The sequence below is a fragment of the Rubellimicrobium mesophilum DSM 19309 genome, assembly GCF_000600335.2.
Classification (GTDB): Bacteria; Pseudomonadota; Alphaproteobacteria; order Rhodobacterales; family Rhodobacteraceae; genus Rubellimicrobium; species Rubellimicrobium mesophilum.
The window spans coordinates 40,282-65,478 of the sequence record NZ_KK088571.1 but is presented as its reverse complement, the minus strand read 5'-3'; the positions used below and the strand labels follow the sequence as shown (position 1 = coordinate 65,478).

Genomic DNA, 25,197 nt, shown 5'->3' with positions numbered 1-25,197 from the left:
TTCAGCCTCGGATCGACGTCATACCGGAAGGCACTCTCGTTAGACTCTCTCTGACACGTTCGTGGAAGCCCTATGGTAGCGACGTAGCGGAGAAGTCTTATCTCCAGATTTCCGGTTGGTACCTTTGATGAACTGAGCTGGCTCGGGAGATCTGAACAGGGGCCTTCTTCGTCGGCCCGGTGTCTGATTCATCTTCGCTCCTTGGCAGCTGCGATGAACCAGACATCCTCCTACCATGAAAAACCCCGATCTGCCTCTTAGGTGCTGAACCGGGACACCCCTGACCCACCACCGTACTTTCAGTCGTCAGCGATGAGCGCCATGAGAGCCGTGCAGGGCTGGATCTTTCCGAGGAAGCTGCTTCCTCCAGCAAGACCCTGAAGAAAGGTGGTCGCTTCCGAAAAGTTCAGACGGTCCATCGCCAGCGATCTTTCCAAAGCAGCCACCTGACCCTGCCAAAGTTCGACGGGTCCAACTTCGGGTGGTGACTGCCTACGACGCTTCAAGGCCATCTCCCGATTTCTGATTTCCGCCTGAAAGTGAGCGCTCACCTGAACTGCGAAACCCACAAGTTCTTGCCGAACATTATTCAAAACCGCAGCCCGGTACTGCTCCACCTTTGAGATGATCGTGGCCACTTGTCGGGAACGGATTAGATTCACCACGTCATGCCGCTCGAGAGCCACGCGTGCATTTCTACCTTTGGCCAAAGCGTTGTTCGTGGAGGAAGTTATTGGCTTGAGGCAAAGGTCCACTTCCTCTTCTGTCAAGTCTTGCCAGCCATCTTGTGCCTTGTACGACCCAACACGGATGAGGCTTGCCGGCGCTGCAATTCTGACTTTGCGCTGGAGGGCGCGAAAGAGTGTTTGAAGCGCATGTCGGTCGGCACTGAGTGCTCTCCTCTGTGGATCTGTTGGCGCGGCTTCGAGCATTTCCTTTGCTTCAGGCGTCCACAATGGCGGGAGCAGTTCATCCGGGCATGGGTCGATCTGCGCTACCGAAATGAGTACGATTGGGCCAATTCCTCTTGCCGGGTGGCCCTCGGGCAGCTTGACGCTTGTCTGTACTACCTGCTTCGCTGTTCCGAAAGAATTCAGGCATACGGCGGTGTAGCCAGCAACCAAGGCGTCGTGCAACTCTGCGCCGTGGTCGAAAAAGCGTAATGGACGTCCTGATCTTTCGCCATCTCCTGAACGCTCTCCATCGTCCGTGTAGACACTCCTCCGAGGCGGTGCAGAAATATCGGATCGCCGATAGATGAACGGGAGGTGTCCCGACATCCAGCTATCCCTCGACACACTAGGCAACGCGAAAGGGCTCTCGCCAGCGCGGCCTCGTTCGCCAACGCCATGATACCAGAACGTCTGGAACCCGTAACCGTCGACCTTGTCACGTCGGAACCCTGTGTCGAAGTCGCTGGAAGCTGTGATTGTCTTCAGCCATGCTCCGATTGCTCGCTCTTCTCGCCGGATCGGTGTCTCCTTGGAGCGGGCGAGCTCAGACAGCATGGCCGGCGCGGGACAAGGTTTCTCACGCCAAAGATCGAAGTCGGCCGCTGCCTGTTGTGGTATGAAGGGATCTGCTCCCTTGAAATGAGAAGGCAGGCCCGTGCCGTTGCCCGTGAGCGGGACGACCGAAAGAGCTGCTTTGCGCTTGATGGCAGCGCGTCCCAGCACTGCCTGCAGGTTCGCTAACTCCGAGGGTGACAGTGGTGGCAGAGGAGCGTCGAACACGCCGAGTGCCGCGACTGTGTCGGCAATCGCGGCTTCCTGAGACCCTTCGATCAGAATGCGCCAGATATCGATCACACGCCTGGAGCCTTTGCGGTCACCAGTCGGGCCAAGACGGTCCACGCGGCCGATCAGCTGGTCGATGCCGTCGATTTCCCATGGCAAGGAAAAGAAGATGATCCCTTGGGCAACGTGGTGAAGGTTGAGCCCAGCTTGCACCCAGTCGCCTACGAGCAGAAGGCGGTTCTCGCCAGACAACAAAGGGGCGAGCGTTTCTTGGATCTCGCGAAGATTGGTTACCCCTTCCACATCTGTCGCTGCAGGGCGCCGCAGCACCGAGATGGTGTCCGCAAGAAAAGGGAAGTATCTCGGAAGCGCTGCACGCAACATGTCGATCGTCGGATTGTCTCCGCAGACGACGATGAATGCGCGACCCTCATCGTGGCACCACTCCTCTGAAAGGATGTCGAGCAAGGCCTCCACGCGACTGTCGCCGGGATCCTCGAGTGACTTGATGCGGGCGGCTTCTGCCAGTTCAGAGACGGCCCCTCCCCGTGTCGCCAGTTCTGTGAGAACCGTTCTCGCAGCTCTCGCGCTACGCTGGAGGGCTCGCGCAGCTGTCCAGGCAGGACCCTGGATGCCTTGGGCTGGGTCTGCGCCCTCCAGCACCATAGCAGCGATCTCATGCCGCATTCGCTCGAACGCAAGGGGTTGCAGCCGAACCTCGTGATTGCGGCGCTGCGGCAGATACTCACCCCAGTCGGAGCGACCGTTCCTGATGATGCGCCGTGCCGCTCCCGACTGCAGGAAACCTTGGGTCCAGTCTCTAGGGCAGTCCGATCCGTTCAGATCCGTAATTGCCGCTGCCTCACGGTCTTCAAGAACTTCAGCGACGTTCCGGCTTTCCATCCGCGCAAGCGCAGCAGCCTCCGGTTCGATCATCCGCAAGATCGGTTCGCGCCAAGCAGGATCGCCCAGTCTCGGTGTTGCGGACAGGACAAGCACCTGCCGAAATTCATCTGATGCTTGAGAGATGGCCTGAATGGTTTCGCGCGGCATCGTCTGGGGCTCGTCAACGATCAGGAGATCGAAGACAGCCGGGTCGGCGCTGATGGTTCGCGCGCCCTGTCCAGGACGTGCCATCAGGTCGCGCGGACGCGCCAGCGTGACGGGCGACCGTTCGTCTTGTGTGCCATCTCCGACCGCGCCAGCGATCGCTGCCATTATGTGACCTCTGATCCAGCACTCCTCTTGCCACTGCGACAACAAATTGTCTGGTGCAATCACCAGTGTCCGGTGTCCGGGGTCTTGCCAGCGCAGGGCATTGACAATCATCAACGCTTGTACGGTCTTGCCGAGGCCGACCTCGTCCGAAATCAAGTGGCGGATATGGGAGTCCCCAAGGACTCGACGGACCGTTGCAATCTGGTGCGGCAAAGGATCAGCGGCGATCCCAAGCGCGCCACCCATACCGATGTCGAGTGCTGAGACCCTTCGCCGCAACGCCTGAACACCGTTAACGAACCTGAGGTAATGGTCCATTAGTTGGCACTCCCGTCCGGAAGGTCTCCAAGTGCGAGTTTCCGTCGAAGTGCTACGTAGCGCACGGCTCTGCTCGTTCGGATGTCCGAAAGTCCCTTTGCCAGAAGCTCTCGCCAACCTTCTGTTTCCACCATCGCCTTCGGCGAAAGCCACAACTGTAACATGGCTCGGAGCTCAGAACGCCCAAGCCAGCGCAGCCCAGGTCGCCGGAAGGCGTCGACATGGACGGAATCCAGCAGATCGACCAAATCGTCTTCGGTAAGTTCGCTGTAGAATGGCCTCACAAGTGCAGACCACCTTGCATCGGGCAAGATATACGGTTGGAAGATCAAGAGTCTTTGGGCATCTCCCGCTTTCCTGAAAGCGGATCTCCAGTCATCTGTGAGAAAGCCAACTGCACAAGAGAACTCTGGGGTGTCACCTCGAGCTTCGACAGCCGCGCGCAAATCATCGTAAGCGTCTTCCATCGCCAAGTCTAAGGCGCCCGCCAAATCATCGCCGATGTTCGTGACTGCAGTTTGCGGATCAGGTAGGATCTCCTTCATCTTTTGAAGTATTCTACTCGACAGAAACTCGCGATCCCGAGCATCATCGAGTTGCGGTCGACCACCCTTTGTGCTGTCCCAAATCTCCGAGATAAATCGCAACAGCGCCGCATAAAAGTCAGCGAAAGACGAATCAATTTCCGTTTCCAGCCTACGCCATCTCGCTCCGCAAAGCTGCTCGATTAACGCGGCTTCAAGCTCCTCTACTACCGACCATCTTTGCCAGTTTCCAAGAAGATCACGCGCTTCTGCAAGTTGCCACGCAACATTCGCACGGGCCAGTTCGATGAGCCCAACGCCGTTCTCGCTTGAAGTCGGCTCCCGAAGTAGTGCGGGCAGTGATACTCGGCTGCGATCAACGAGGCCAAGTCGAGTGGAGTCTGGTCCTGAAAGGATCAGGCCCGCCGTCAGCGCCTCGTGATCAGGAGCGTCCGGCAAGACTAGTCGGGTTGCTTTCGAGTCAGAATTTCGTGCGCCGAGGAGAGGCGCTGCGACGGGGGCTCTGATCGATGCTAGGACTTTTTCGTCTTCTCCGGTCCTTATCCAGTTGCCCGTATCCCCGTCATAGCGAATCTCGCGGCGAACTGGTGGAAGCGAGAAGACCTTCTCCAGAAGTCCCTGGACTTCGACATGTAGTCGCAAACCGGATTCATTGGCTTGGAGCCCTGCCAACTGTGTCTGGATTTCGTGCAGGATTGGAGACCGTCCAGTTATCCTTGCGGGCAACCGTTCGATCACACCTTCGGAAACGAGCACTGTCTCGTTCGGCGAAATCACTCGAACGCGGATCGCGACAGCCTCAAGTGCGAGGGGAGCGGTTATCTTGATCTCGAGACGGCCTGATTCGAGATCGGAGACATTCGCGTTGGCTGGCAGTAACTTCACCATTGCGGATTCAACGTCCGGCGGCTCTATAACTTCGAAATCCAGCCTGTCGAGATCTCGACCTTCAGCGGGTTCGATCAGATGTCGGCCGACGTCTGGTCTAAGTGCTTTCCACTCGATACCGCGGATGCTCAGAACTTCTCCCGAGGCAACCGACCCATCAAGGAGGAGTTCAGCGCCTGCCACGCCTCGCTGCGCAACCAAGACAGGAAAGTCACCAAGAAACCTGTTGTAATACCCTGGTGCAGGTAACCCCAAAAGCTGCAGGCTAGGAACGCGGTCCGCAATCACAAACCCTCGACGCCGTAAAAACTCGATGTCCGAGGGGATAGATGCTTCCAAGGTTCGGGTTTCAAGGTTTCCGTCGCCATCTGCGCGAATGAGCTGGATGATCTTAGATTCAGGTTGAATCTTGTCGTCCCGAAAAACGGCGTGAGCTGTGAGACCATTGGACTCAACAGCAAAAAACTCCGACTCGAGCGGCTGCAGACGCTCCATTGCTGCATTTACAGTTCCTTCCTCGACATCGAGAGCGTCGTCCCGGCGCAAAGGCTTTAACGGGAAAGGGAAGAGGCTTTTTAAGGCGATTTCACCGCCTGCCAAGAATGAGCCAAGAGGGAGTGCCTGCATTCCATCAGTGGCCCGTATGCGGTCACCATGTATGCGCAAAGCGGCGATCACTTCGTCGCGCAGCTGAGCTGGCAATGCTGGCCCACGAATGACTAGGTGGCTCGGCGCGCCATCCGTGAGTACAAGAACGTATCGGGATGGTACAATCTGTGCGAGGCGCGCCGTTCTTCTTGCGACCGTCTTCCGTGCTTCGGTGATTGCTCGAAGTGCGCCCCAGTCTTTTCGGATATCTCGATCGATCCGCATCAGGAAGTTCTCTGAAAGCCAGCCGGCTGACTCAGGGGCAAGTAGCCGGCGCATGATCTCGAAGGCAAGGTCCCTCTGGAGCAGCCAGTTCTCGAAGCGACGACTTGCATGCCCCGCCGCAAGCGCTCTGAGGTACTCCAGCAGCCTTTCCGTGTCGTCGGCTGAAACTCCTGCCCTTACAGCACGTCTGAGCGCGTCTGCGAGCTGGGGCTGGATCTCGAGTGGCACCACGGAGTTGCCGATCGGCCATGAAATATGGGGGAAATGGCGCTCCCACGGGCTGTCGCCGGGCTGCGCAAGGCGAAACCTATCGTGCCCAAGTCCGAACAGGCGAGACAGAGCAGATCGGAATGCAGGACCTGCCTCGGTTCCGAGATCCTGAGAGAGCACCGGCCAGAAATCCGTTCCGGTGCCTCGGTATCGGTACCCTACCTCCGTGGCGATCACGACCAAGGGAAGATAGCTCCACGACCACACTGCTCCCGAGAGTTGCGGATCCTCCTCAATCTGTCGCGAGACTATCTTTCTCAGTTCTTCCAGCGCCAGTTCGTCGAGCCCGTGCTCAATGGCGAAGACGGGCAGTTCGCCTCGCGCCCGACCGAGGCTTGTAAATTGTTCGGCGAGCGCCTGATGTCGGTCTGCCAGAACATTCGCACTCTGCATCTTTCCATCCGAGCCCAGACAACTTCGCTGAACAAGGCCACCGCGACGCCAGTCCGAAGCAATCACAGCAAGGTTGACTACTAACTGTCTGGACGTCAATCATATTTGGCATGTGTCCTGAGAGGTGCTGTGTGACTTCTGAATCTGCGCTTGCCCTTGGCCCGCCCACGCCAGATGTGCCGGGGGACGGCAGCATAAGTGCCATCGCGGATCTGGTCCGGCGCATCGTCAATGCACGTCGTGGCCTCAGCCGCACCGAGGTTGTGAGTTGGGTGTCGCAGTTCGTGGATGACCCAGACAGCGTGGAGGCTGCAGCCCGCGTCGGTGGCGTTATCGACGCACTGTGCGAGTTGAAGGACATTGGCTACGGCACGATGCGCGGTGAGCCAGTTCTGGTGGCCCTGCCAGAGCGTCGGATCGCACTGCCGGATGGCACGGTCGTAGCTCTGGGAGATCATGGCACCTTGGTTGGAACAGGTTGTGAAAGACTTTTTCCCGAAGTCGCAGGAGGTGCGACCGAGAGCCTGGTCGAAGTGCTTGCGTCATTTGACGAACCTGTCCCACTGAGTGGTCATCGTGCCCTTGAGCCCATCGGACGCTGGACTGGCGACGATCCGATGCCTGCCGCATTGCGCAGAGCGCTTTCACTCGGTGGAGCTTTCGATCCTGTCGATCAGAAATGGTCGATGAGCGAAGAGAACGCCTCCTTCCTGAATGAATGGTTTAATCTCAAGACCTCTGATCCTTCGAGTCAGGTAGCTGAACCCGATGAGGGTCAAATGCGGGTAGCGCATGCTCCTGCTGGATCGAGAATCATTGTTGAGGCTGGCCCCGGTAGTGGCAAAACCCATGTAGCCTGCGAGCGTGTTATATCCCTTGTGCAGGACGAGGGCCTTGCCCCTTCACGGATCCTGCTTCTCAGTTTCACCCGCATCGCAGTTGCAGAGATCCGGGACAGGATCGGTCGACGCCTGCACGACATGCCAAATGCAGCGGCGCTGCAGATCAGGACGTTCGACTCTTTCGCGGCGCGCCTGCTCGCGGTTTCGGGAGTATATGCTGCGGGCGGGCATGACGCCAGCATTCGGGCTGCAACAAGACTGATGCGGTCGGATAATCCACTCGTCGCAGATGCCATTGGTCTGCTGGAACACGTGGTCATTGATGAGGCGCAGGATCTGGTCGGTGACCGCAAGGAGATGTGTGAGGCTCTTCTTGCCTTGCTGGATCCTTCCTGTGGCATCACGGTCTTCGGAGATTTCGCGCAATCGATCTATGGCTATCAGCACAGAGGCGCTGAGGGATCCACATTGCTGGCCGAAATCGCGAAGCATGCCGATGTCACTTGTGACCAGCTCGAATGCGACCACCGAACCCGGACAAAAGCCTTAAAGGAAATGTTTCGCTCAGTTCGCGAAACCCTGAAGGATGATCCGGTGGGTTCAAGGGATGGCTACTTTCGTATTCGAGAGCAGATCTGCACCGCTGCCGTTGAGAACGACGTCACAAGGTTTGCAGTTCATGCATCTACAACAGGCGGCCTGATCCTGACACGAAGCCGTCGTGGACTTTTCACTGCTGCCGAACAAATGCGCGCGGTTGGCAGAAGTTTCAGGCTCAGGCTACCCGACCGACCGCCAAGAGTTGAGGCTTGGATCGGCGCACTGCTCGGCGGCCTTCCGTCGGCAACCCGTATGTCGCAGAACGACTTCCGGTCCATCTATGAGGCGTTGAGCCCAGCGCCATGGCGCAATCTCGATGAGTGTTGGGAAATCCTGCTCGATCTGGATGCTTCAGGCCGAGAAGACATCTCGGTTGGCAATATCGCCGAAGGTCTTGCAGATCCGCCGCTCGAACTGCTGAGCGACCATGAGGGAAGCTCGGGACCGTTGCTGTCGACGATCCATGCGATCAAGGGGCGAGAGGCCGAGCGGGTCATGCTGTTGCTCGCGCGGGCACCGTATGGCGACCAAGTGAACTGGGCCGAGGAAGCCCGTACCCTGTATGTCGGAGCAACCCGTGCGAGCACGGAACTTCGAACTGGGTGGATCAATCCGCGAAAGTTCTACACGACTGGAGAACCGGAACGCTTCTGGGCCGCACGCCCCGATCATCGCCTGATGGAGATCGGCCTTGAGGGGGATCTCGTCGACTGGACCGAATTCGTGCGTTCGAGCCACGTCGTTGATGAGGTAAACTTGATCTCAAATATATGGCGTGCTGCTAACGATGAACCGAGAGCGGCTGCGTATCTTGATGCGGAAAGCCGTCTGGTCCTGAGGGTCGGAGATCATGACGGAACCGCGATCGGGTGTCTTTCGGACAGTTTCGTCGATTTGATGCAGTCGTTGCGCAAGGCTGAGCCGGAGTCAGCGCTTCCGGAAGTCGTTGCGGGAATTCCTGTTGTTGGTGCGACCACGGTTGTCGTGCCGGGGCGGTCCGGAGAGGCGCCGAGCCTTGCGCTCATGCCGCTGCTAGGCGGCTTCGCCAGCATTCCTCGCTGAGCGAGAACCACGATTCTTGGAGAACGTATATGATCGATGCCCGCGACACGCTCCTTCAAAGGATAAAGGTCGATCTTATTGGTCCAGAGGCACCGGATGAACTGATTTCAGATCGGCCGACTGATCGATACCTGACCGGAATCCTTTTTCCCCCTCGCACGACGATTTCGCCGGAAGATGACGACGAGGCGAGCGATGCTGACGATGCGGATGCAGTGGGGACCGCGCTGGATGGAGTGAAGGCAGCCTCTGCTTTTCGACCCAGTTCGGCTGGTCTTTCCTTTGCGGTCCAGCCGAGCGGTTCGGCACCGAGATTGCGGGTTCGGGTGGATGGGGCTCGTTACAGGCCAGAGAGCGCGGCCGAAGAAAGCGCCGGTTCGGGCAGGAAGCGGGTGCAGAGTTGGCGACGAGACCCTCAATTCGCCGAGGTGTCACTCAATCTTGCGGAACTGCGCACAGAGGCAGCCCCAATCATCGGCCTTGCCAACAGCGGGCTTGCGGGAACGTCGTTGCACTGCCGGATCGCGCCTTGGGGCGATATCCTACTTGTCACGCTAGCGGTCACCAACGATGCGAAGCCGACAGAAGCGAGAAGTCGGGCAGCCAACGAGCAAGCAACGCTCTTCCAGTTCTCCCTCAGTGTAAAATGCGAAGCTGACTGCCGGTTCGTTCCGAAACCGGACCGGGCAGGATCCGGGAGTGACGAAGACGATGCCCGTGCATCTGCCTTGCTGTATCGTGACGTACAGCAATTCGCGGTGGGCCATACCTGTTCCGCGATGTGGGACGAGCCCGTGGATGGCCTTGTTCAACGGGTCAGAACAAGCTGGTTTCCGGAGGCCACCGTCCATCTCGTTAGCGCGGAAGGCGATATCGAGTTCCGGCAGGATGATGCCAGGTTACCGCTTGCGGCTTCTTGGCTGGCATCCAAGGACTCCGCCAGTCTCGTCGCTGGACTGGCGTCGTTTGTTGATGCCTACGCGCACTGGATTTCAAGGATGGAAGGTGGAGCGCTCGGCATGCGGCAGGAGCATGTCGAGCAGGCACAGCTGCACATGCAGCGCTGCCGAACCGCTGAACAGCGAATGCGAGCGGGTATTGCTCTGCTGGAGTCTTCACCCGATGTCCTGACCGCCTTCAGGCTCGCGAACGCTGCCCTCGCGCTACAGTATTCATGGCGCATCAATCCACAGCCGCCCGAACTGGTTTGGCGACCGTTTCAGCTCGGTTTCGCGCTCCTGTGTCTTGAGTCGATCGCAAAACACGATTCCTCCGATCGCGAGATGATGGACCTGCTATGGTTTCCGACCGGCGGCGGAAAGACCGAAGCCTATCTGCTGCTGACAGCGTTCACGATATTCCTCCGTCGTCTCCGTGCTGCGGGAAATCCGAGCGGCGGAGGCGTGACAACGTTCATGCGGTACACCCTTAGGCTGTTGACTATCCAGCAGTTTGAGCGTGCAGCAGCCCTGATTTGTGCCTGCGAGATGGTCAGGCGTGGGAAGGTCAAGCTGGAGAAGGTCGAATTGCCCGCGCACTTCGCATCGGACATCCCAATTTCCCTCGGGCTTTGGGTGGGGGAAGGTGCCACACCGAATACCGTTGCGCAGGCAGAGCAGGTGCTCGGCACGGAAGCGGAAAGCTCCCCGGCGCAGTTGCGTAGTTGCCCGTGCTGTCGTGAAGTCCTCAATTGGCAAATCTCGGCGGACAAGAGTCGTGTGGAGGTTCGCTGCCTAACGAAGTCATGTGACGTGGGGCAGGAACTTGCATTGCTCCCTATCTGGACGGTGGACGAGGATGTCTATCGAGAGCGGCCGACGTTGCTGATCGGCACGGTCGATAAGTACGCGCAGATCACGAGAAACCAGAAGACTGGCTGCCTTTTCGGAATTGGAACGGCGGCGGACTCCCCTGAACTGGTGATCCAAGACGAACTCCACCTGATCTCCGGGCCATTGGGCAGCCTTGCGGGACTCTATGAGACCGCAATCGACGAGCTGTGTCGATCAGGGACCGGCGTCAGGGCGAAAGTCATTGGATCGACAGCGACCATCCGCAAGGCGGAAGACCAGATCAAAGCCCTATTTGACCGCCGTTCCTTCCAATTTCCGCCGCCGGGTCTCGATCACACCAACTCCGGTTTCGCAATCGAGGATCGTGACGTACCCGGCCGTCGTTATGTGGGTATCTCAACCGTCGGTCGCTCTGCTAAGTTCACCCAACAGGCTGTCGCGGCCTCTCTGCTCCAAGCGGCTACCGACCAGACGCTTGCGGCAGACAGGCGTGATGGATACTGGACCCTTGTCAATTACTTCAATTCGCTTAGGGAGCTGGGCGGCGCACTCGTGCTCATGCGAGACGACGTTGCCCGTAGCATCCAAGACTATGCCGGGCGCAGACCCGGTGAAACCGAGCGCGACGCCGGGATGCAGATCGAACTTACCAGTCGTGTCCGCTCCAGCGACATCCCGAAGTACCTAAAGGATCTGGAGCGGGCATGGAGCGATCCTGACCACGTAGACATCGTGCTGGCGAGCAACATGATCTCGGTGGGGATGGATGTCTCTCGGCTTGGCCTGATGGTCGTCAACGGTCAACCAAAGACGATTGCTGAGTACATTCAAGCCACTAGTCGGGTTGGCAGAAGCCAGAAGGCGCCCGGGCTTGTGATCACGTTGTTCAACGCCGCCAAGTCCCGCGATCGAAGCCGATACGAGACCTTTGCCAGTTGGCATCGCAGTCTCTACCGGGACGTGGAGGCAACTAGCGTGACTCCCTTCGCTCCGCGTGCGCGCGACCGCGCACTTCATGCTCCGTATGTCGCAATGGTGCGCCATCTGGTGAATGGCATGGAGAATCCGGGGGCGATCGAACAGCATCAAAAGGAGGCTGAAGCACTTCTGGCGACGGTTATTGCCCGGATTGAGAGGATTGATCCGATAGAGGCAGAGGCTGCGCGCGCTCAACTCAATTCGTTCCTTGACGACTGGATCGACCGACAGGGACTGAACGACTATTGGCAAGACTACGGAGAAGCTCTTCTGACTTCGGCGGAAGCGGCAGCCGAACGTGGAAACAAGGCACGCTTTGCCGGGCAGAAGCCGACTCCGAACTCGCTACGTTCCGTCGAAGCTTCGGCATCGTATGTTCTGCTGGAGGGCGGATCGGAAAGGGGGACAATACAATGAAGCCGATCGGAAAGATTCGCCGGAGTCAGGTTCTGACAGGAAATGGTCCCGGCGCGATTATCGACTTTAGAGGCGAGAACGGAGCGCCTGTTTCCGTGGTGGCGGCCGGCCTTGAGGCTTGGGACAAACTGGCCATCAAGAAGGGGCTTCTGAACGATCAGCGCATTCATCACGAGCCCCTTCAGGCCAGGCTGCAGGTGAATGGGTTCAGGTTGCCTCCTGTCGGAGACGAGAAGGTAGGCAGGGAGAAGCGACCTCGCCTCTTGCCGGCCTATAGGTTTCCCGATTGGCATGTCTGTCCAAAGTGCAACTTCCTGCAACGTAGCCGCCTCTGGAGTTCCGAGATCGGGAAACCCGAGCTGTGGTGCCCCTCCTGCAGTTCCGGGCGCGGCAAGCGCATCAAAAAGGTCTATGCGGTACCTGTCCGCTTCATCGTGACATGCCCTGCGGGGCATCTTCAGGACTTTCCCTGGATGTCATGGCCGAAGCACGCCGAGGCCTGCTCCCGGAAGAAGGCGCTCAAGCTCGTCGGGGAAGGAGCCGGGTTGAAGGGGCTCAAGGTCCACTGCACCGAATGCAAGGCCGAGCGCGACCTTGATGGCGCCCTGTCGCCCGGTGCGCTGGGCAAGATCTCATGCGACGGCAGGTCACTGTGGCTCAAGATGCAGCCAGAACCTTGCAACCATCCGCCTGTTGCCATTCAGCGTGGTGCATCGAATGCCTATTTCCCCGTGATTGAATCTGCGCTCGACGTGCCGCCGTTTGGAGGTTCCTTTCGGGAAATGCTGGAGGATTTCTGGCCGGACATCATTGCACTGGACGACAGGGCGCAACTTCCCGACTTCGTGCGCAAGCGGATCCATCCCCTGTGGCCTGAGCCAGATACCAGGCCAGAAGACCTGACCGCGCGGATACTGACCCTGCTGACAATGCTGGACAACAAGACCGGTGACCTGCGTCCCAACGAGCACCTGATGCTTCGCTCGGGCGGCCCGGATGGAGAGGAGTTCCCCGAGTTCCAGATCTCGCCCCAGGCGATCCCGAACGATCTGACGGGAGTTCTGGACAATGTGGTCTCGGTCGAGAGGCTGCGCGAAGTTCGAGCTCTGAAGGCATTCACCCGTCTCAGCCCGGTGGAGGCGGCCGACAATAGCGCTTTCGTGGCGCCGCTGTCCGAAAAGAAGTTGAACTGGCTGCCAGCGATCGAAGTCCGCGGGGAAGGCATATTCATCAACTTCGATGAGACAGCCGTATTGTCTTGGGAGAACGCGCCCGATGTCGCCGACAGGGCGGCAAAGGCGCATAATGCCGCCGAGCGTGCATGGCAGGACCACAACGGCAGCGATCGTCCCTTCCCCATGACGATTTCAGCGAGGTTGCTCCTCATCCACACAACGGCTCACGCCCTGTCGGAACGCCTGTCACTTGACAGCGGGTATTCCACTGCCTCCATCCGAGAGAGGTTGTACGTCTCGCCAGGTCCTGGTGGGATGTGCGGATTTCTGCTATATACGTCGGCCCCGGACTCCGATGGAACACTGGGTGGGTTGTCACGAAAGGGACGTACCAGTGAGATTGGCCCGATACTGCTAGCAGCACTGCGGGATCTGGAGTGGTGCTCCTCGGATCCGCTTTGCAGCAGTGGCATCCTCTCACTTTCCGAGGGATCTGGATCCTCAGCCTGTCACTGCTGCACGTTCCTTCCGGAAACCTCATGCGAGCATTTCAATCGTCACCTTGATCGGGGCATGCTGGTCGGAACACCCGAGAATCCGGGACTCGGTTTCTTCCGCAAGGTTCTGAACGGAAGGCCCTGAATATGGCCCGCATGTACCCGAGGGAACTGCCACGACATGTTGTGGACAATCCGAAACTGTCTTCGGAAATCCGGGTCTACGAGCGCATAAGGGACAAGCTGCCCGGAGACTACAACTGCTACTATTCACGCTCTTGGCATGAAGCGGATCGCGACGGCGCCGAGTTCGACGGAGAGGCGGATTTCATAGTCGCGCATGCGGAACACGGGCTGCTGTTCCTCGAGGTAAAGGGCGGGAGGGTGAGCTGCCGCGAGAATGACGGCCAATGGCTCAGCGAGGACCGGGACGGGTTCAAGTTCAGAATTAAGAACCCGTTGTCCCAGGCGCGCAGCAGCAAGCACCATTTCCTGAAGCGCCTCAATGCAAGCCGGGCACTGAGCGGTCGTTTCGTAAGGGCACGACATGGCGCGCTCCTTCCCGGCAGCGTCCGACCTCGCCGGGCACTGGCGCCGGATGCGCCGCTCGAGATCATGGCGTTCGGGGATGACATGGAAACCCTCGACAACTGGATTGTCCATCGGATGACCGAAGGGGGCGACCAGCGTGAAAGTCCTTTGGGACTGGATGGCCTGAGAGCGCTCGAGGAGCTGCTTGCCAGCCATTTCGAACTGAAGGCCCACATCGGCATCAGCCTTGCTGACGATGCCAAGACCATTGAGCGGCTTACGGCAGAACAGGCGTGGATCCTCGACTCGCTCGCAGACAACAAGGAAATGGCGATCTCGGGCGGTGCGGGCAGCGGCAAAACCGTTCTGGCCGTCGAAAAAGCCATAAGATCAGCTGCCGAAGGCCGGCGTACGCTTCTGACCTGCTACAACGCGCCGCTGGCTGCCCATCTTCGAACGGTTTGTCAGAGTCACGACTGCCTCGTTGTGGCCAGCTTCCATGCGCTATGCCGAACCATCGCACAGAAGGCCGGGGTCGAAGTACTCTCGGATGACGATCAGTCCATGTTCGATCGCCTTCTTCCCGAGGCACTTGTGGAAGCGGTCAGCGACAATCCCGATCTCGGCTTTGATACGATCATTATCATGAGGGGCAGGACTTCCGTGACTCTTGGTTGCACGCCCTACGCCTCACCATCAGAGACCCGGAAAGCGGCGGATTCTACGTTTTCTACGACGACAATCAGCGCCTGTTCTCTCCTGAAAAAGGGTTCATCGATGCTCTTCCCGCGTCGTCCATTGCACTGACAAGGAACCTTCGAAACACGCGGCGGATTCATGCTGTGATGGCAAAGTGGTACCAGGGTCGACGAAGTACCCCTGCAGGACCTGAGGGCGAGCCGGTTGGAACCCTCGTGTGTCGCAACGGCGAAATTTCCCTTTCGCGCCTGAACGATCGAATTGCACAGCTTCTGCGCTCCGGTCAGGTCGCGCCGGGGCAGATTGCGGTACTCTCAGGTACAAGTGGCATCTTGACTGCTCTTGGCGAAAAGATCGCCGGCAAAGCGACCTGCCGTGCTGATGACATTTGGCCCGATCACATCGTCCTTGACACGGTTCGGCGCTTCAAGGGGCTGTCGCGTCCGTGCGTCTTTCTGATCGGGATCGAGGGTCTGACCGACCCTGAGCTGGTCTATGTCGCAACAAGCCGCGCGAATGTCCTGCTGGAAATTGTTGGGACAGCTGAGGATATCGCCCGCCTTAAGCAGGAGGTTGATGCCGCTGGACCGTGAAGTCGGTTACACAAAGGTTGGGTTTATCCATAATCGAACAGGTCGTTCTGCATCGGATCCATATCCGCGGATGACATGTGCAGCCTTTAGCTGCCGCTGCACACGGAATTGATGCCAGCAATCGCGTTCAACACGAGTTGTGCGGTCTGGACGAGCCCCTTGAAGTACTGTCGATGTCAACTAACCCCGACGGACTCAACACGTGGGATGATATTCGCAAGATGATTCACAACGAGAAAGTAGTAGATTACTGTGGGCCGGTTCAGCGCCCATGAGACAGACCGGGCTGTTTTGTGAGAGGAGGATGTCTGGTTCATCGCAGCCGCCCAAGAGCGAGAATGAAGCAAAGATCCGGGCCGACGAAGAGGCACCAGCTGAAGGGCGTTGTTGCGGAACTCGGGCTGAGGCCGAGCTTCCCCTTTCCCCTTGGGTTCAGGCGACGCGCACGATTTCAGCCTGTCCGAGGGCTGAGAAGCGGTTCATCAGCGCAATGCGGGTGGATCTCGGCGGTTTGGCGGTCGGGGTCTCGCGAGGCGATGCGGTCTCCGACGGCTTTGAGGCGGAGCATCTGGGCTTCGATCCGGCTTCGGGCGTGATAGCCGGACCAGCGCTTCCAGAGGGCCCGGCCGAAGTGCCTTGAGGCTCGAAGGATCTTGTTCCTAGCCTTGGCAGCGGGACAGTTCTCGTTCCAGGGACGGCCATTCTTGCGGATCAGAATGATGGCGGTCGCCCCACGCTCGACGAGCGCGGTGTGGCATCGGCGCGTGTCGTAGGCTCCATCTGCCGTGACGGTGCCGATGTCCTGGTCGGCCGGGATCTGCGCCAAAAGGTCCGACAGCACTGGGCTGTCGCCTTGGTGGCTGGAGGTGAACTCCACCGCGCGAATGTCTCCGGTCGCCACATCCATGGCCAGATGCACCTTGCGCCACTGCCGCCGGCGGCCGGGACCGTGCTTGCGCACCTGCCATTCGCCGTCGCCGCGCATCTTCACCCCTGTGCTGTCGACCAGCAGGTTGAGGTCGCCGCCTGCGCGCCGGAATGGGATCTGGATACTGACGGTCTTCTGTCGCCGGCACAGGGTAGAGTAGTCCGGCACCGGCCAGTCGAGGCCCGCCATCTTCAGCAGGCTTTCCACCATGCCAATCGTCTGTCGCGGCGCCAAGCCGAAGAGCACCTTGATGCCGAGGCAGAACTGGATGGCGGCATCGGAGAAGGTCTGAGGCCGACCTGGCCGATGGCTCGCAGGCGCAAGCCACTCCATCTCGCGGTCCAGCCAGACCAGCAGGGAGCCGCGCCGGCGCAGCGCGGCGTTGTAGCTGGACCAGTTCATCGTGCGATAGCACGCAGGTGCGGGCTTGCTCATGCCTAAGCAGATAGGGGGCCGGAGTCCCTACACGAACCGCTGCGTCCAAGGGTTACGCAACATCTGTAACCGCCCCTTTGCGCAAGAGAGATCTTCGGGGCTGGTCGTGGCGCGCTGTCGGGTGCTGACATCTGTCCGGCCTTTGCTGCGGCCCTAAGATGCCGCGGGCCCGAATGGTGTTCGCGGACCAGACCCCACATCAACGCCGCGTGCTTGGGGCACTTTGTTGCAGGCTGGGTTGTCTGGTCCCGTCTCACGACCGTTGCGCCATACCGCTCCTTGCCCTCTTCCGCTTCGACGCCCTCGCGACCGCGCCGGCTTACGCCGCCACGCCCGGAGCTCGGTAGTCCTCACCTTTCACCATCAACGCCCAAACGACCCGGGCCATCTTGTTCGCGAGCGCCACCCGGACCAGCATCGGCGGTTTGCGCGTCAGCGACCGCGCGAGCCAGGTGCCCGGTCGTGCGGCGGGGTGGACGTGGCGCTTGATGATGACGCTGTTGGCCCCAAGGATCAGAAGCCTACGAAGCGAGCGCTCACCCATCCTCGTCGTGGCACCCAGCCGCTGCTTGCCCCCCGTCGAGTGCTGTCGTGGCGTGAGCCCCAGCCAAGCCGCGAAGTCGCGCCCCCGCCGGAAGGTCTGGGGCGGAGGCGCCAAGGCCACCAGCGCCGTCGCAATCAGCGGTCCCACCCCGGGGATGGTCATCAGCCGACGCGCGAGCTCATCCTCCTTGGCTCGGCGCGTGATCTCTGCCTCGAGGCGGCGGACCTCGACCTCGAGCCCCTCAAGGGCGGACACCAAGGCGCGCAGCGCCGATCGCGCGGCCTCAGGGAGTGGCGCATCCGGGTCAGCCACTATCGCGATCAACTGGGCCGCCTGCGAAGCTCCCTGCGGCACCACCAGACCGAACTCGCCCAAGTGCCCCCGGAGCGCGTTGATGAGCTGCGTCCGCTGACGGACGAGGAGGTCGCGGGTGCGGAAGATCACCGCGGCCGCCTGGCTCTCCTCGCTCTTCACGGCCACGAAACGCATGGTCGGGCGCTGCGCCGCCTCGCGAGACTGGCCTCCGCGTCGGCGGCATCAGACTTCTGGCGCTTCACGAAAGGTTTGACATAGGCCGGTGGGATCAGGCGCACCTCATGCCCGAGCCGCCCGATCTCACGGCCCCAGAAGTGCGCACCGCCACACGCTTCCATCGCCACCACACAGGCGGGGAGCTGAGAAAAGAAGGCCAGCACCTGGTCGCGTCTCAGCTTCTTGCGAAGCACCGCACGCCCCAAGGCGTCAGCCCCGTGCGCCTGAAACACATTCTTGGCCAGGTCGAGCCCGACCGTGGTAATCTCCGCCATGACCGCTCCCCTCTGTGGATCGTCGCTGACCCACCCTGGCACACCGATGCCGTCGGGGGCGGTCACATCATCAACGCCGTGAGCCTGCCCCGCGGTCCCGCATCGACAACACGCTCGTGAAGGCGCTCGCGCGAGCGTTCCGGTGGAAGCGGATGCTGGACACGGGAGAGTTCGCGACCATCGGCGAACTGGCCAAGCGCGAGGGGATCGCGCCCTCTTACCTCACGCGCGTGCTGCGGCTGACGCTGCTCGCGCCCGAGATTGTCGAGGCGATTCTCCACGGGAAGCAGGGGCCGGAGGCCAAGCTGGCGCGGCTGCTAGAGCCTTTCCCCGTGGAGTGGGGATGACAACGTTCCTTGGAAGAACCCGAATGTTCTTTGCCTCACGACGCCTTGGAAGCTTGCAGCTGTCGAGTAGGAGGTGCGACCTGCCATTCCCTATGATGTGTAGGCTTGAGACCGCCGAACCCGTTGGTACAGCCGTTGTGCCTCAGTGCGACTGCGGAATGACAAGCACCTCTGTGCCCAGGAGAGAGATCGCGTGGTTCACGGCAGGCTCTGAGCCCTCGAGTCTAAAGCCCCAGTTCTCCTTCTCAGAGCAGATAACGACCTTCAGACCGTCCAACGAATCCGGATCGGCCGTTCGGCCGAGAGCCTTGACCAACGTATGCCGCAGCGGCTCGACAAGGCGCAGGACCTCGGCGCTCCGGATGTCACTGAGGAGCTTCTGCCGCCCCTCGAACTCGACCGTCCACTCGATCATGGTGGCACCCTGCCGCCGCGGGCACCACATAGTCAACCGAGCGGGCGTTCCGGAGCCCACAGGGTCCGACCACACGCTCGTTCTGTCAGCTTATGCCAGCATCATCAGGGAACCGGCCCGACTACGGCCACTCCGCCCGAAGGTCTCGCCCATGCCGGATGAAGGCCTCGACCCTGTCGATCAGCGCCCCATCGGCCTTTCTGCCCAGTGCGCATTCCCAGACGATGCCGACTCGCCAACCGGCGGCGATGAGGCGATCCATCTGCTGTCGGTCCCGCTCGACGTTGCCGTCGAACTTCCTCTGCCACCACTCCGGCCGTGTGGCAGGTGTGGTGGCCTTCGGACATCCCGGGTGGCGGTGCCAGAAGCAGCCATGCACGAACAGAACAGCATGGTGGCGCGGGAAGACTAGGTCCGGCCTACCGGGCAGGTTGCGGGCGTGGAGGCGGTAGCGCAGCCCGCGGGCGTGCAGGGCTTGTCGCAGCAGGAGCTCTGGTTTCGTGTCCTGCCCCCGTATGGCAGCCATGTTACGGGACCGGACATCCGGCGTGACAATGTCGACCATGCGTCTGGATACCCTCCCAGCGCCCGCTATACAGGACACGTTCCCGAGGAGTGCCCATGTCCGGCAAGATAGGTGTCGTCGATCTGTTTGCCGGTCCAGGAGGTCTGGGCGAGGGCTTCGCTGCGGCCGGAGCCGAGGACGGGGGCAGCATGCGGATCCGCCTGTCGGTGGAGATGGACAAGTACGCGGTGCGCACTCTCCGGCTCCGGGCGTTTCTGCGCTCCTTCGAGGACGGCTTCCCGCCTGAGTACTACGAGGCCCTCAACTCGGGCGACAGCTTCCCCGAGGAGGCCATGAGGAGGCTGAACCCGGACCGCTGGGCGCTGGTGGAGGAAGAGATCAGGCACCTGAAGCTCGCGAACGGACGGGTGTTCGAGAGTTTGGCGCACACCCTGGACGTGCTCAGGGAGGAGTACGACGGGAACACGGTCCTGATCGGCGGGCCACCTTGTCAGGCCTACTCCGTCGTCGGACGGGCGCGGAACCGCGGCAAGACGGACTATGTGGCAGAGCTGGATGAGCGCCACTTCCTCTATACCGAGTACGTCGAGATCTTGGAGCGCCTCCGGCCGGCCGTCTTCGTGATGGAGAACGTCAAAGGGCTGCTCTCGAGCAGGATCGACGGCGGGCGCATCTTCGGGCGGGTGCTCCGCGATCTCGAGCGCGCCGGCGACGGCTACCAGCTGGTCCCGCTCGCGCCTCGCTCAGCCGATCTCTTCCAGTCTGACCTCTTACGGCCTACGAAGGCCTCAGAGTTCGAGGCATCGGACTTCCTCGTGTATGCCGAGGAGCACGGCGTCCCGCAGACTAGGCATCGAGTAATCGTGGTGGGCGTGCGACGGGACCTTCTAGAGGGCAACAGGCCTGCTCTGGCCGCGCTCGAGCTTAAGAAGGCATCAGCTCCGAGCTGCTGGTCCATGATCGGAGACCTCCCGCCGCTCCGGAGCCGCCTCAGTTCGGATGACAGCACCGACGGATGGAGAGACCGGGTCAGGGGGCAGGCTGCGCGCATCCTCTCGGATTCTGCTGTTCCCGAGGACATTCGGGACAGGATCACAGAGCTTCTATCGCAGGGCTTGGGCAGCCATCAGGAGCACGTCGGTTCGGACTACCTGGGAGAGCTTGAAGTATCCGACCCCGAGCTGCGAGCATGGATCAGGAAGCCCGATCTGACGCGGGTCATCCACCATGAGACCCGCTCGCATATCGCCGAAGACCTCGGGCGCTATCTCTTCACGGCAGTCTATGGCGAGCGTCGGGACTGGTCGCCAAGGCTCAGGGATTTTTCCGAGTTACTGAAGCCCCGCCATGAAAACCGAGACAGAAAGATGTTCATGGACCGCTTCCGCGTGCAGCTCGCAGGAAAGCCAGCCACCACCGTCACCAGCCACATCGCCAAGGACGGCCACTACTTCATCCACCCCGACCCGATGCAGTGCCGAGCCTTCACCGTCAGGGAGGCAGCACGTATCCAGACCTTCCCAGACAATTACGTCTTCGCTGGCGGCAGGACCGAGCAGTACCGCCAGATCGGCAATGCCGTGCCGCCCTTCCTAGCGCGGCAGATCGCTAAAGCCATCTGCGAAGTGTTAGTCAATTGTTACCGCACCTCCGGTGCGGAGGTCGAGCGAGTAAGACATCAAGCTCGGTGTGCGTGACAGCGCCTCCTAAGCTTAGGCCTTGGAGCCTCTTGTGGATCGGCGCGCCCTTGAACTCCTTTAGACTTTCAACTGGGACCCCGGCGAAGGGCCAGCAGTGCCTTGATCGAGAATGGAAATTGAGGTGCGAAGTGGAGTACCACTTCGGCGCCTAAAGGGGTCCCGAAGCCTGCCGATCCACATGTTTGGCCGTTCCCTAGGCTCCTCGACTACCGCCTAGGCCCAGGCGACCTCCTGATGACAGGCACCTCGGCCAGGGTAGGACCCGTTGGACCGGGTGACCGGCTCGAGGGCACGCTCGACGGCCCCCCTGCGGTCACTCTGATCATCGGCAAGCCTGTCTAGGTGCGCATAGATCCAGTGCCTGGACCCAGCACCAGCAGGGCTGCGAAAACCACTGAGGACACGCCCGAAGCAGGGCAAGGCCGTCCTCGTGAACAAGGCGCCCGTGCCTTCAGGAGGTAAGCGTCCGGTCTGGCTGCTCTAACGAGCTGAGATGCCTGACGATAGTGTCCGTTTGCAGATGATGGACATTATCGAGGTCGTGGGTGGCGCGAGGTCGGAAGCGGCGGGTCTGGTCGGACGAGGAGAAGCGGGAGATCTGCGCGCAGACGCGGGTGCCCGGCATGTCGGTGAGCCAGGTGGCGCGACGCTACAACGCCAACACCAACCTCGTCTTTACCTGGCTCAGGGATCCGCGGTTCGCGCCGGGGGACCCGCCGGAGGCGACGAGCACCTTCCTGCCTGTGGAGATCATCGCGGAACGCGGCTGCCCTGAGCCTGCGGTGCCCGCCATCGAGAGCAGGATCGAGATCGACCTTGCGGACGGTCACCGGTTGCGGATCACGGGCCCCTACGACCCCGAGGCTCTCGCTCGGCTCATTCGCGGGCTCTCGGCGTGATCCCTGTTCCCAGCAACACCCGGGTCTGGCTGGCGGCCGGGGTGACCGACATGCGGCGCGGCTTCACGGCCCTGGCGGCACAGGCGGAGGCGATGCTGAAGCAGGACCCGTTCGCGGGCCATCTCTTCGTCTTCCGCGGCCGAAGAGGAGACCTGATCAAGGTCATCTGGTGGGATGGCCAAGGCGCTTGTTTGTTCATGAAGCGCTTGGAGAAGGGGCGCTTCGTCTGGCCCTCGGTGGCAGAGGGCAAGGTGGCGCTGACCCCGGCACAGCTTGCAATGCTGTTGGAAGGGATCGACTGGCGGATGCCTCAGCGGAGCTGGCAGCCTCTGACGGCCGGATAAGCGATAAAGGGGAGCGAGCGGGATTCCTTTGGCAGGACCAACTGGTTAGGCTTCGGCTATGCTGGACGAGGCCCACGCGCTGCCCCACGACCCTGAGGACCTGCGGGCCTTTGCGGCGCGGCTGCTGGTCGAGGTGAAGGCGCAGGCGCTCCTGATCGAGAAGCTGCGGCATCAGCTTGCCGGACATCGGGCGCACCGGTTTGGGGCCTCGTCCGAGGCGGCCGAGCAGTTGCAACTGGCGCTCGAGACCAGCGAGATCGCCTCGGCCGCAATGGCGGCCAGGCTGCGGCTGCCGGATGTGGAAAAGAAGGACAAGCCCAAGCGCCGCCCGATCCCGGACCACATCCCACGCCAAGAGATTGAGCTCACCCCACAGGGCGACTGCTGCATCAGCTGTGGTGGCAAGCTCCACCGGGTTGGCCAGGACGCGACCGAGGAGCTGGAATACGTTCCCGGCCGGTTCGTCGTGAACCGCATCGTCCGTCCCCGGCTGGCCTGCTCGGGTTGCGAGCGCTTCACCCAGGCACCGCTGCCGTCGCGCCCGATCGAGCGCGGGCGCCCCGGTTCGGGCCTGCTCGCCCATGTGCTGGTGAGCAAGTATGCCGACCACCTTCCTCTTTATAGGCAGAGCCAGATCTTCGAGCGCGACGGCCTCGACCTCGACCGCTCGACCCTGGCGGACTGGGTGGGCAAGTCCACCACGCTGCTTGAGCCCTTGGCCGACGCCATCGGGCGGCACGTGCGGGCGGGTGAGGCGATCTTCGCGGACGACACGCCCGTGAGTATGCTCGCCCCCGGCACCGGCAAGACGCAAACGGCCCGGCTCTGGACCTATGGCCGTGATGAGCGTCCCTGGGGCAGCACCACGCCCCCGGCGGCCTGGTATCGCTTCTCCGGCGACCGCCGAGGCCAGCACCCCAAGGATCACCTGGCCGGCTTCGCAGGCTGGATGCATGCCGACGGCTACGCCGGCTTCGAGGAACTCTACCGCGCCGGCACGATCCGCGAGGTCGCCTGCATGGCGCACGTGCGGCGCAAGTTCGTGGACGTGCATCGCTCTCAGGGCTCGGCCATCGCCGAAGAGGCGATCCGGCGCATCGCTCAGCTTTATGCCGTCGAGGCCGAAGCCCGCGGCTCACCGCCCGACCGACGGGCCGCGATCCGGCAGGCCAGGGCCAAGCCGATCTTCGAGGACCTGGAGGTCTGGCTCGCCGCCCAGCTCCCCGCCATCTCCGGCAAGAGCCCGCTCGCCACAGCGATCCGCTACGCGCTGGCCCGGATGACACGGCTCAGACCCTATCTCGAGCACGGCATCCTCGAGCTGGACAACAACACAGCCGAACGGAGCATGCGCGCCGTCGCCCTGGGCCGGAAGAACTACCTGTTCGTGGGCTCGGAGGCGGGCGGCCGCGCCGCCGCCATCGCCTACACACTCATCGAAACCGCCAAGCTCAACGGCGTCGACCCACTGGCCTGGCTCGCCGACACCCTGGCGCGCCTGCCCGACTACAAGATCACAAGGATTGATGAGCTGCTGCCCTGGTCCTGGCGGTCATAGCGGTCAGGCCGGACGCTTACTTCAGGAGTTCGGTACCGATGATCTTCGGGAACACCTTGGTTGGGACAGGACGCCGCAAGGAGCGGCATGCCTGCCAAGGATCAGACGTCCATGATCGCGCGCCCGATCCTGGCCCGGACCGCCTCCTCCGTCTCGACCTCATCGGGGTAGCCCAATGAGACGCAGCGGAGCTCCATCCGCCCAACCTGCAGGTCTCGCGCATTATGCGCATGCCCGAAGAGCCAGACATTGGGGGCATGCAGTTCCTTGAGGATGGCCGACAGGTCGCTGGCGTATGCCGCGTCCACCCCCTCGGCGTAGGACCCCAGCACCTCCGGGTGGGGCACGTGGTGGGTGACCACAATTCTTGGGCCCTCCCAGGGCTGGGCCAATTCCCCCTCAAGCCAGGCACGGTGCTCGTGGTGAACGGCCACCAAGTCCGACGGACGGACGCGCCGGTAACCCGCACCCGCGTGCCGCATCATTCGGTAGTCGTTCATGACCCGTACCACAGCCTCGCCGTTGCGCACGCGCCCCGGCCCGAGCTCGAGATCGGTCCAGAGCGTGCAGCAGAGAAGGCGGGTGGCGCCGAGGCGCAGCACCCGCTTCTGGGCGTAGACCACGCCCCACTCGGCCGCGATCTCGGCCAGTCGTGTCCTCGTCGGTCGATGTGCCAGTTGTAGAAGTCGTGGATGCCCGGGAAGGCAAAGACGGGAATATCCCCGAACCGGGCTCGCAGCCGCGCGAGGGCCTGCTTCCAGCGCACCTGCGGCTTGTTGGCCAGATCGCCCGCGAGCACGAGGGCTTCCACGCCCTTTAGGAGGTCTTCGCAGCCCGCAAACGGGTCGCGGCCCGCCTCGGCCGAGAAGTCGTCGTGCAGGTCGGCAAGGCACAGGATCTTCATGCCGGCGTCTCGACAAAGGCCGCGAGCCCTGGGAAGAGCTCCCGCTCCTGCAGGTGCCGAGACAGCCAGACCAGCATGTCCAGCACCATTCGACCATCCGCCCACGCCCTGTTCAGCGCATCCGCGCCGTCCTCCCCCCTGAGCGTAGCGATGCGAAAGTGATGCCGGATCCGCTCATGGATCGCGAGGATCTCGTCGGCTGAGGGGATAACCCCGCAGTGCTCGAGGTCCCGCAGGTCGTGCGTGAGGCGAATGGAGACGAACAGGTCGCTCTCCCTGATCAACACGGCCTCCACGGCCTCCTCGACCAGCGCGCTTAGGACGGCGCCCAGGCGGAACAGGAAGCTGTCAATGAGCACCTGG

General features: G+C 61.4%; 16 protein-coding genes and 3 pseudogenes. 10 read left to right on the top strand and 9 right to left on the bottom strand.

Features of this window, described 5'->3' with window-relative positions; genetic code table 11:
- Positions 1-299: 299 nt before the first annotated feature.
- Together RUMESO_RS25145 and RUMESO_RS25140 are read right to left on the bottom strand one after the other, a co-directional pair.
- Positions 300-3,272 (bottom strand): DEAD/DEAH box helicase family protein, encoded by a 2,973-nt coding sequence (locus RUMESO_RS25145; protein WP_156362888.1) that lies wholly within the window; start codon positions 3,270-3,272, stop codon positions 300-302.
- Positions 3,272-6,241, bottom strand: coding sequence for a hypothetical protein (locus tag RUMESO_RS25140; protein WP_156362886.1), 2,970 nt, complete (start codon positions 6,239-6,241; stop codon positions 3,272-3,274). Before RUMESO_RS25140 ends, RUMESO_RS25145 begins: the two co-directional genes overlap by 1 nt.
- A 131-nt stretch (positions 6,242-6,372) precedes the next feature.
- Between RUMESO_RS25140 and RUMESO_RS10990 the strand changes: the two genes are divergently transcribed.
- The 5 genes from RUMESO_RS10990 to RUMESO_RS25135 all read left to right on the top strand — a co-directional run bounded on the left by RUMESO_RS10990 (position 6,373) and on the right by RUMESO_RS25135 (position 15,428).
- Positions 6,373-8,745 (top strand): UvrD-helicase domain-containing protein, encoded by a 2,373-nt coding sequence (locus RUMESO_RS10990; protein WP_037280204.1) that lies wholly within the window; start codon positions 6,373-6,375, stop codon positions 8,743-8,745.
- A 29-nt stretch (positions 8,746-8,774) separates the two neighbouring features.
- Positions 8,775-11,933, top strand: a complete 3,159-nt coding sequence (locus RUMESO_RS10985) for a helicase-related protein (protein ID WP_037280203.1) — start codon at positions 8,775-8,777, stop codon at positions 11,931-11,933.
- Positions 11,930-13,750, top strand: a complete 1,821-nt coding sequence (drmB, locus tag RUMESO_RS10980) for a DUF1998 domain-containing protein (protein ID WP_037280202.1) — start codon at positions 11,930-11,932, stop codon at positions 13,748-13,750. Before RUMESO_RS10985 ends, drmB begins: the two co-directional genes overlap by 4 nt.
- A gap of 2 nt (positions 13,751-13,752) precedes the next feature.
- Entirely contained in the window at positions 13,753-14,943 is a 1,191-nt protein-coding gene (locus RUMESO_RS24185; protein WP_082483827.1) for an NERD domain-containing protein, read from the top strand.
- A gap of 107 nt (positions 14,944-15,050) precedes the next feature.
- A complete protein-coding gene (locus RUMESO_RS25135) occupies positions 15,051-15,428 on the top strand; it encodes an ATP-binding domain-containing protein (RefSeq protein ID WP_156362884.1) in 378 nt (125 codons plus the stop codon).
- A gap of 432 nt (positions 15,429-15,860) precedes the next feature.
- Here the strand turns inward: RUMESO_RS25135 and RUMESO_RS10970 are convergent.
- A pseudogene (locus RUMESO_RS10970) lies at positions 15,861-16,791 on the bottom strand (IS5 family transposase).
- Between the two features lie 319 nt (positions 16,792-17,110).
- Positions 17,111-18,141, bottom strand: a pseudogene (locus RUMESO_RS10965) (IS110 family RNA-guided transposase).
- A 101-nt stretch (positions 18,142-18,242) separates the two neighbouring features.
- Here RUMESO_RS10965 and RUMESO_RS10960 point away from each other — a divergent pair.
- Positions 18,243-18,488: a hypothetical protein gene (locus tag RUMESO_RS10960; protein ID WP_245639247.1), complete on the top strand. Its 246-nt coding sequence runs from the start codon at positions 18,243-18,245 to the stop codon at positions 18,486-18,488.
- Positions 18,489-18,630: 142 nt separating this feature from the next.
- Here the strand turns inward: RUMESO_RS10960 and RUMESO_RS10955 are convergent, their stop codons facing one another.
- Positions 18,631-18,903: a hypothetical protein gene (locus RUMESO_RS10955; RefSeq protein WP_037280199.1), complete on the bottom strand. Its 273-nt coding sequence runs from the start codon at positions 18,901-18,903 to the stop codon at positions 18,631-18,633.
- Positions 18,904-19,024: 121 nt separating this feature from the next.
- Entirely contained in the window at positions 19,025-19,468 is a 444-nt protein-coding gene (locus RUMESO_RS10950) for a very short patch repair endonuclease (protein WP_037280197.1), read from the bottom strand.
- 56 nt (positions 19,469-19,524) lie between these two features.
- On the opposite strand from RUMESO_RS10950, the gene RUMESO_RS10945 reads away from it, so the two are divergent.
- The 4 genes from RUMESO_RS10945 to tnpC all read left to right on the top strand — a co-directional run bounded on the left by RUMESO_RS10945 (position 19,525) and on the right by tnpC (position 23,930).
- Positions 19,525-21,126, top strand: a complete 1,602-nt coding sequence (locus RUMESO_RS10945; RefSeq protein WP_082483825.1) for a DNA cytosine methyltransferase — start codon at positions 19,525-19,527, stop codon at positions 21,124-21,126.
- A 548-nt stretch (positions 21,127-21,674) separates the two neighbouring features.
- The gene (gene tnpA, locus RUMESO_RS10940; protein WP_037280196.1) at positions 21,675-22,028 is read left to right on the top strand and encodes an IS66-like element accessory protein TnpA; all 354 of its coding nucleotides are present in this window, start codon (positions 21,675-21,677) and stop codon (positions 22,026-22,028) included.
- Complete coding sequence (gene tnpB / locus RUMESO_RS10935; protein WP_037280195.1) at positions 22,025-22,372, top strand: IS66 family insertion sequence element accessory protein TnpB; 348 nt, start codon at positions 22,025-22,027, stop codon at positions 22,370-22,372. The genes tnpA and tnpB overlap by 4 nt, the downstream gene beginning before the upstream one ends.
- A gap of 58 nt (positions 22,373-22,430) precedes the next feature.
- Positions 22,431-23,930: an IS66 family transposase gene (gene tnpC, locus RUMESO_RS10930; protein WP_037280194.1), complete on the top strand. Its 1,500-nt coding sequence runs from the start codon at positions 22,431-22,433 to the stop codon at positions 23,928-23,930.
- Positions 23,931-24,031: 101 nt separating this feature from the next.
- Here tnpC and RUMESO_RS10925 read toward each other — a convergent pair whose 3' ends face one another.
- The 3 genes and pseudogenes from RUMESO_RS10925 to RUMESO_RS10920 all read right to left on the bottom strand — a co-directional run bounded on the left by RUMESO_RS10925 (position 24,032) and on the right by RUMESO_RS10920 (position 25,193).
- Positions 24,032-24,553: a metallophosphoesterase family protein gene (locus RUMESO_RS10925; RefSeq protein WP_051521239.1), complete on the bottom strand. Its 522-nt coding sequence runs from the start codon at positions 24,551-24,553 to the stop codon at positions 24,032-24,034.
- A gap of 74 nt (positions 24,554-24,627) precedes the next feature.
- Positions 24,628-24,834, bottom strand: a pseudogene (locus tag RUMESO_RS28520) (metallophosphoesterase family protein); the annotation flags it as partial.
- Positions 24,831-25,193: a hypothetical protein gene (locus tag RUMESO_RS10920; RefSeq protein WP_037280192.1), complete on the bottom strand. Its 363-nt coding sequence runs from the start codon at positions 25,191-25,193 to the stop codon at positions 24,831-24,833. The gene RUMESO_RS10920 and the pseudogene RUMESO_RS28520, both read right to left, overlap by 4 nt.
- Positions 25,194-25,197 lie beyond the last annotated feature (4 nt).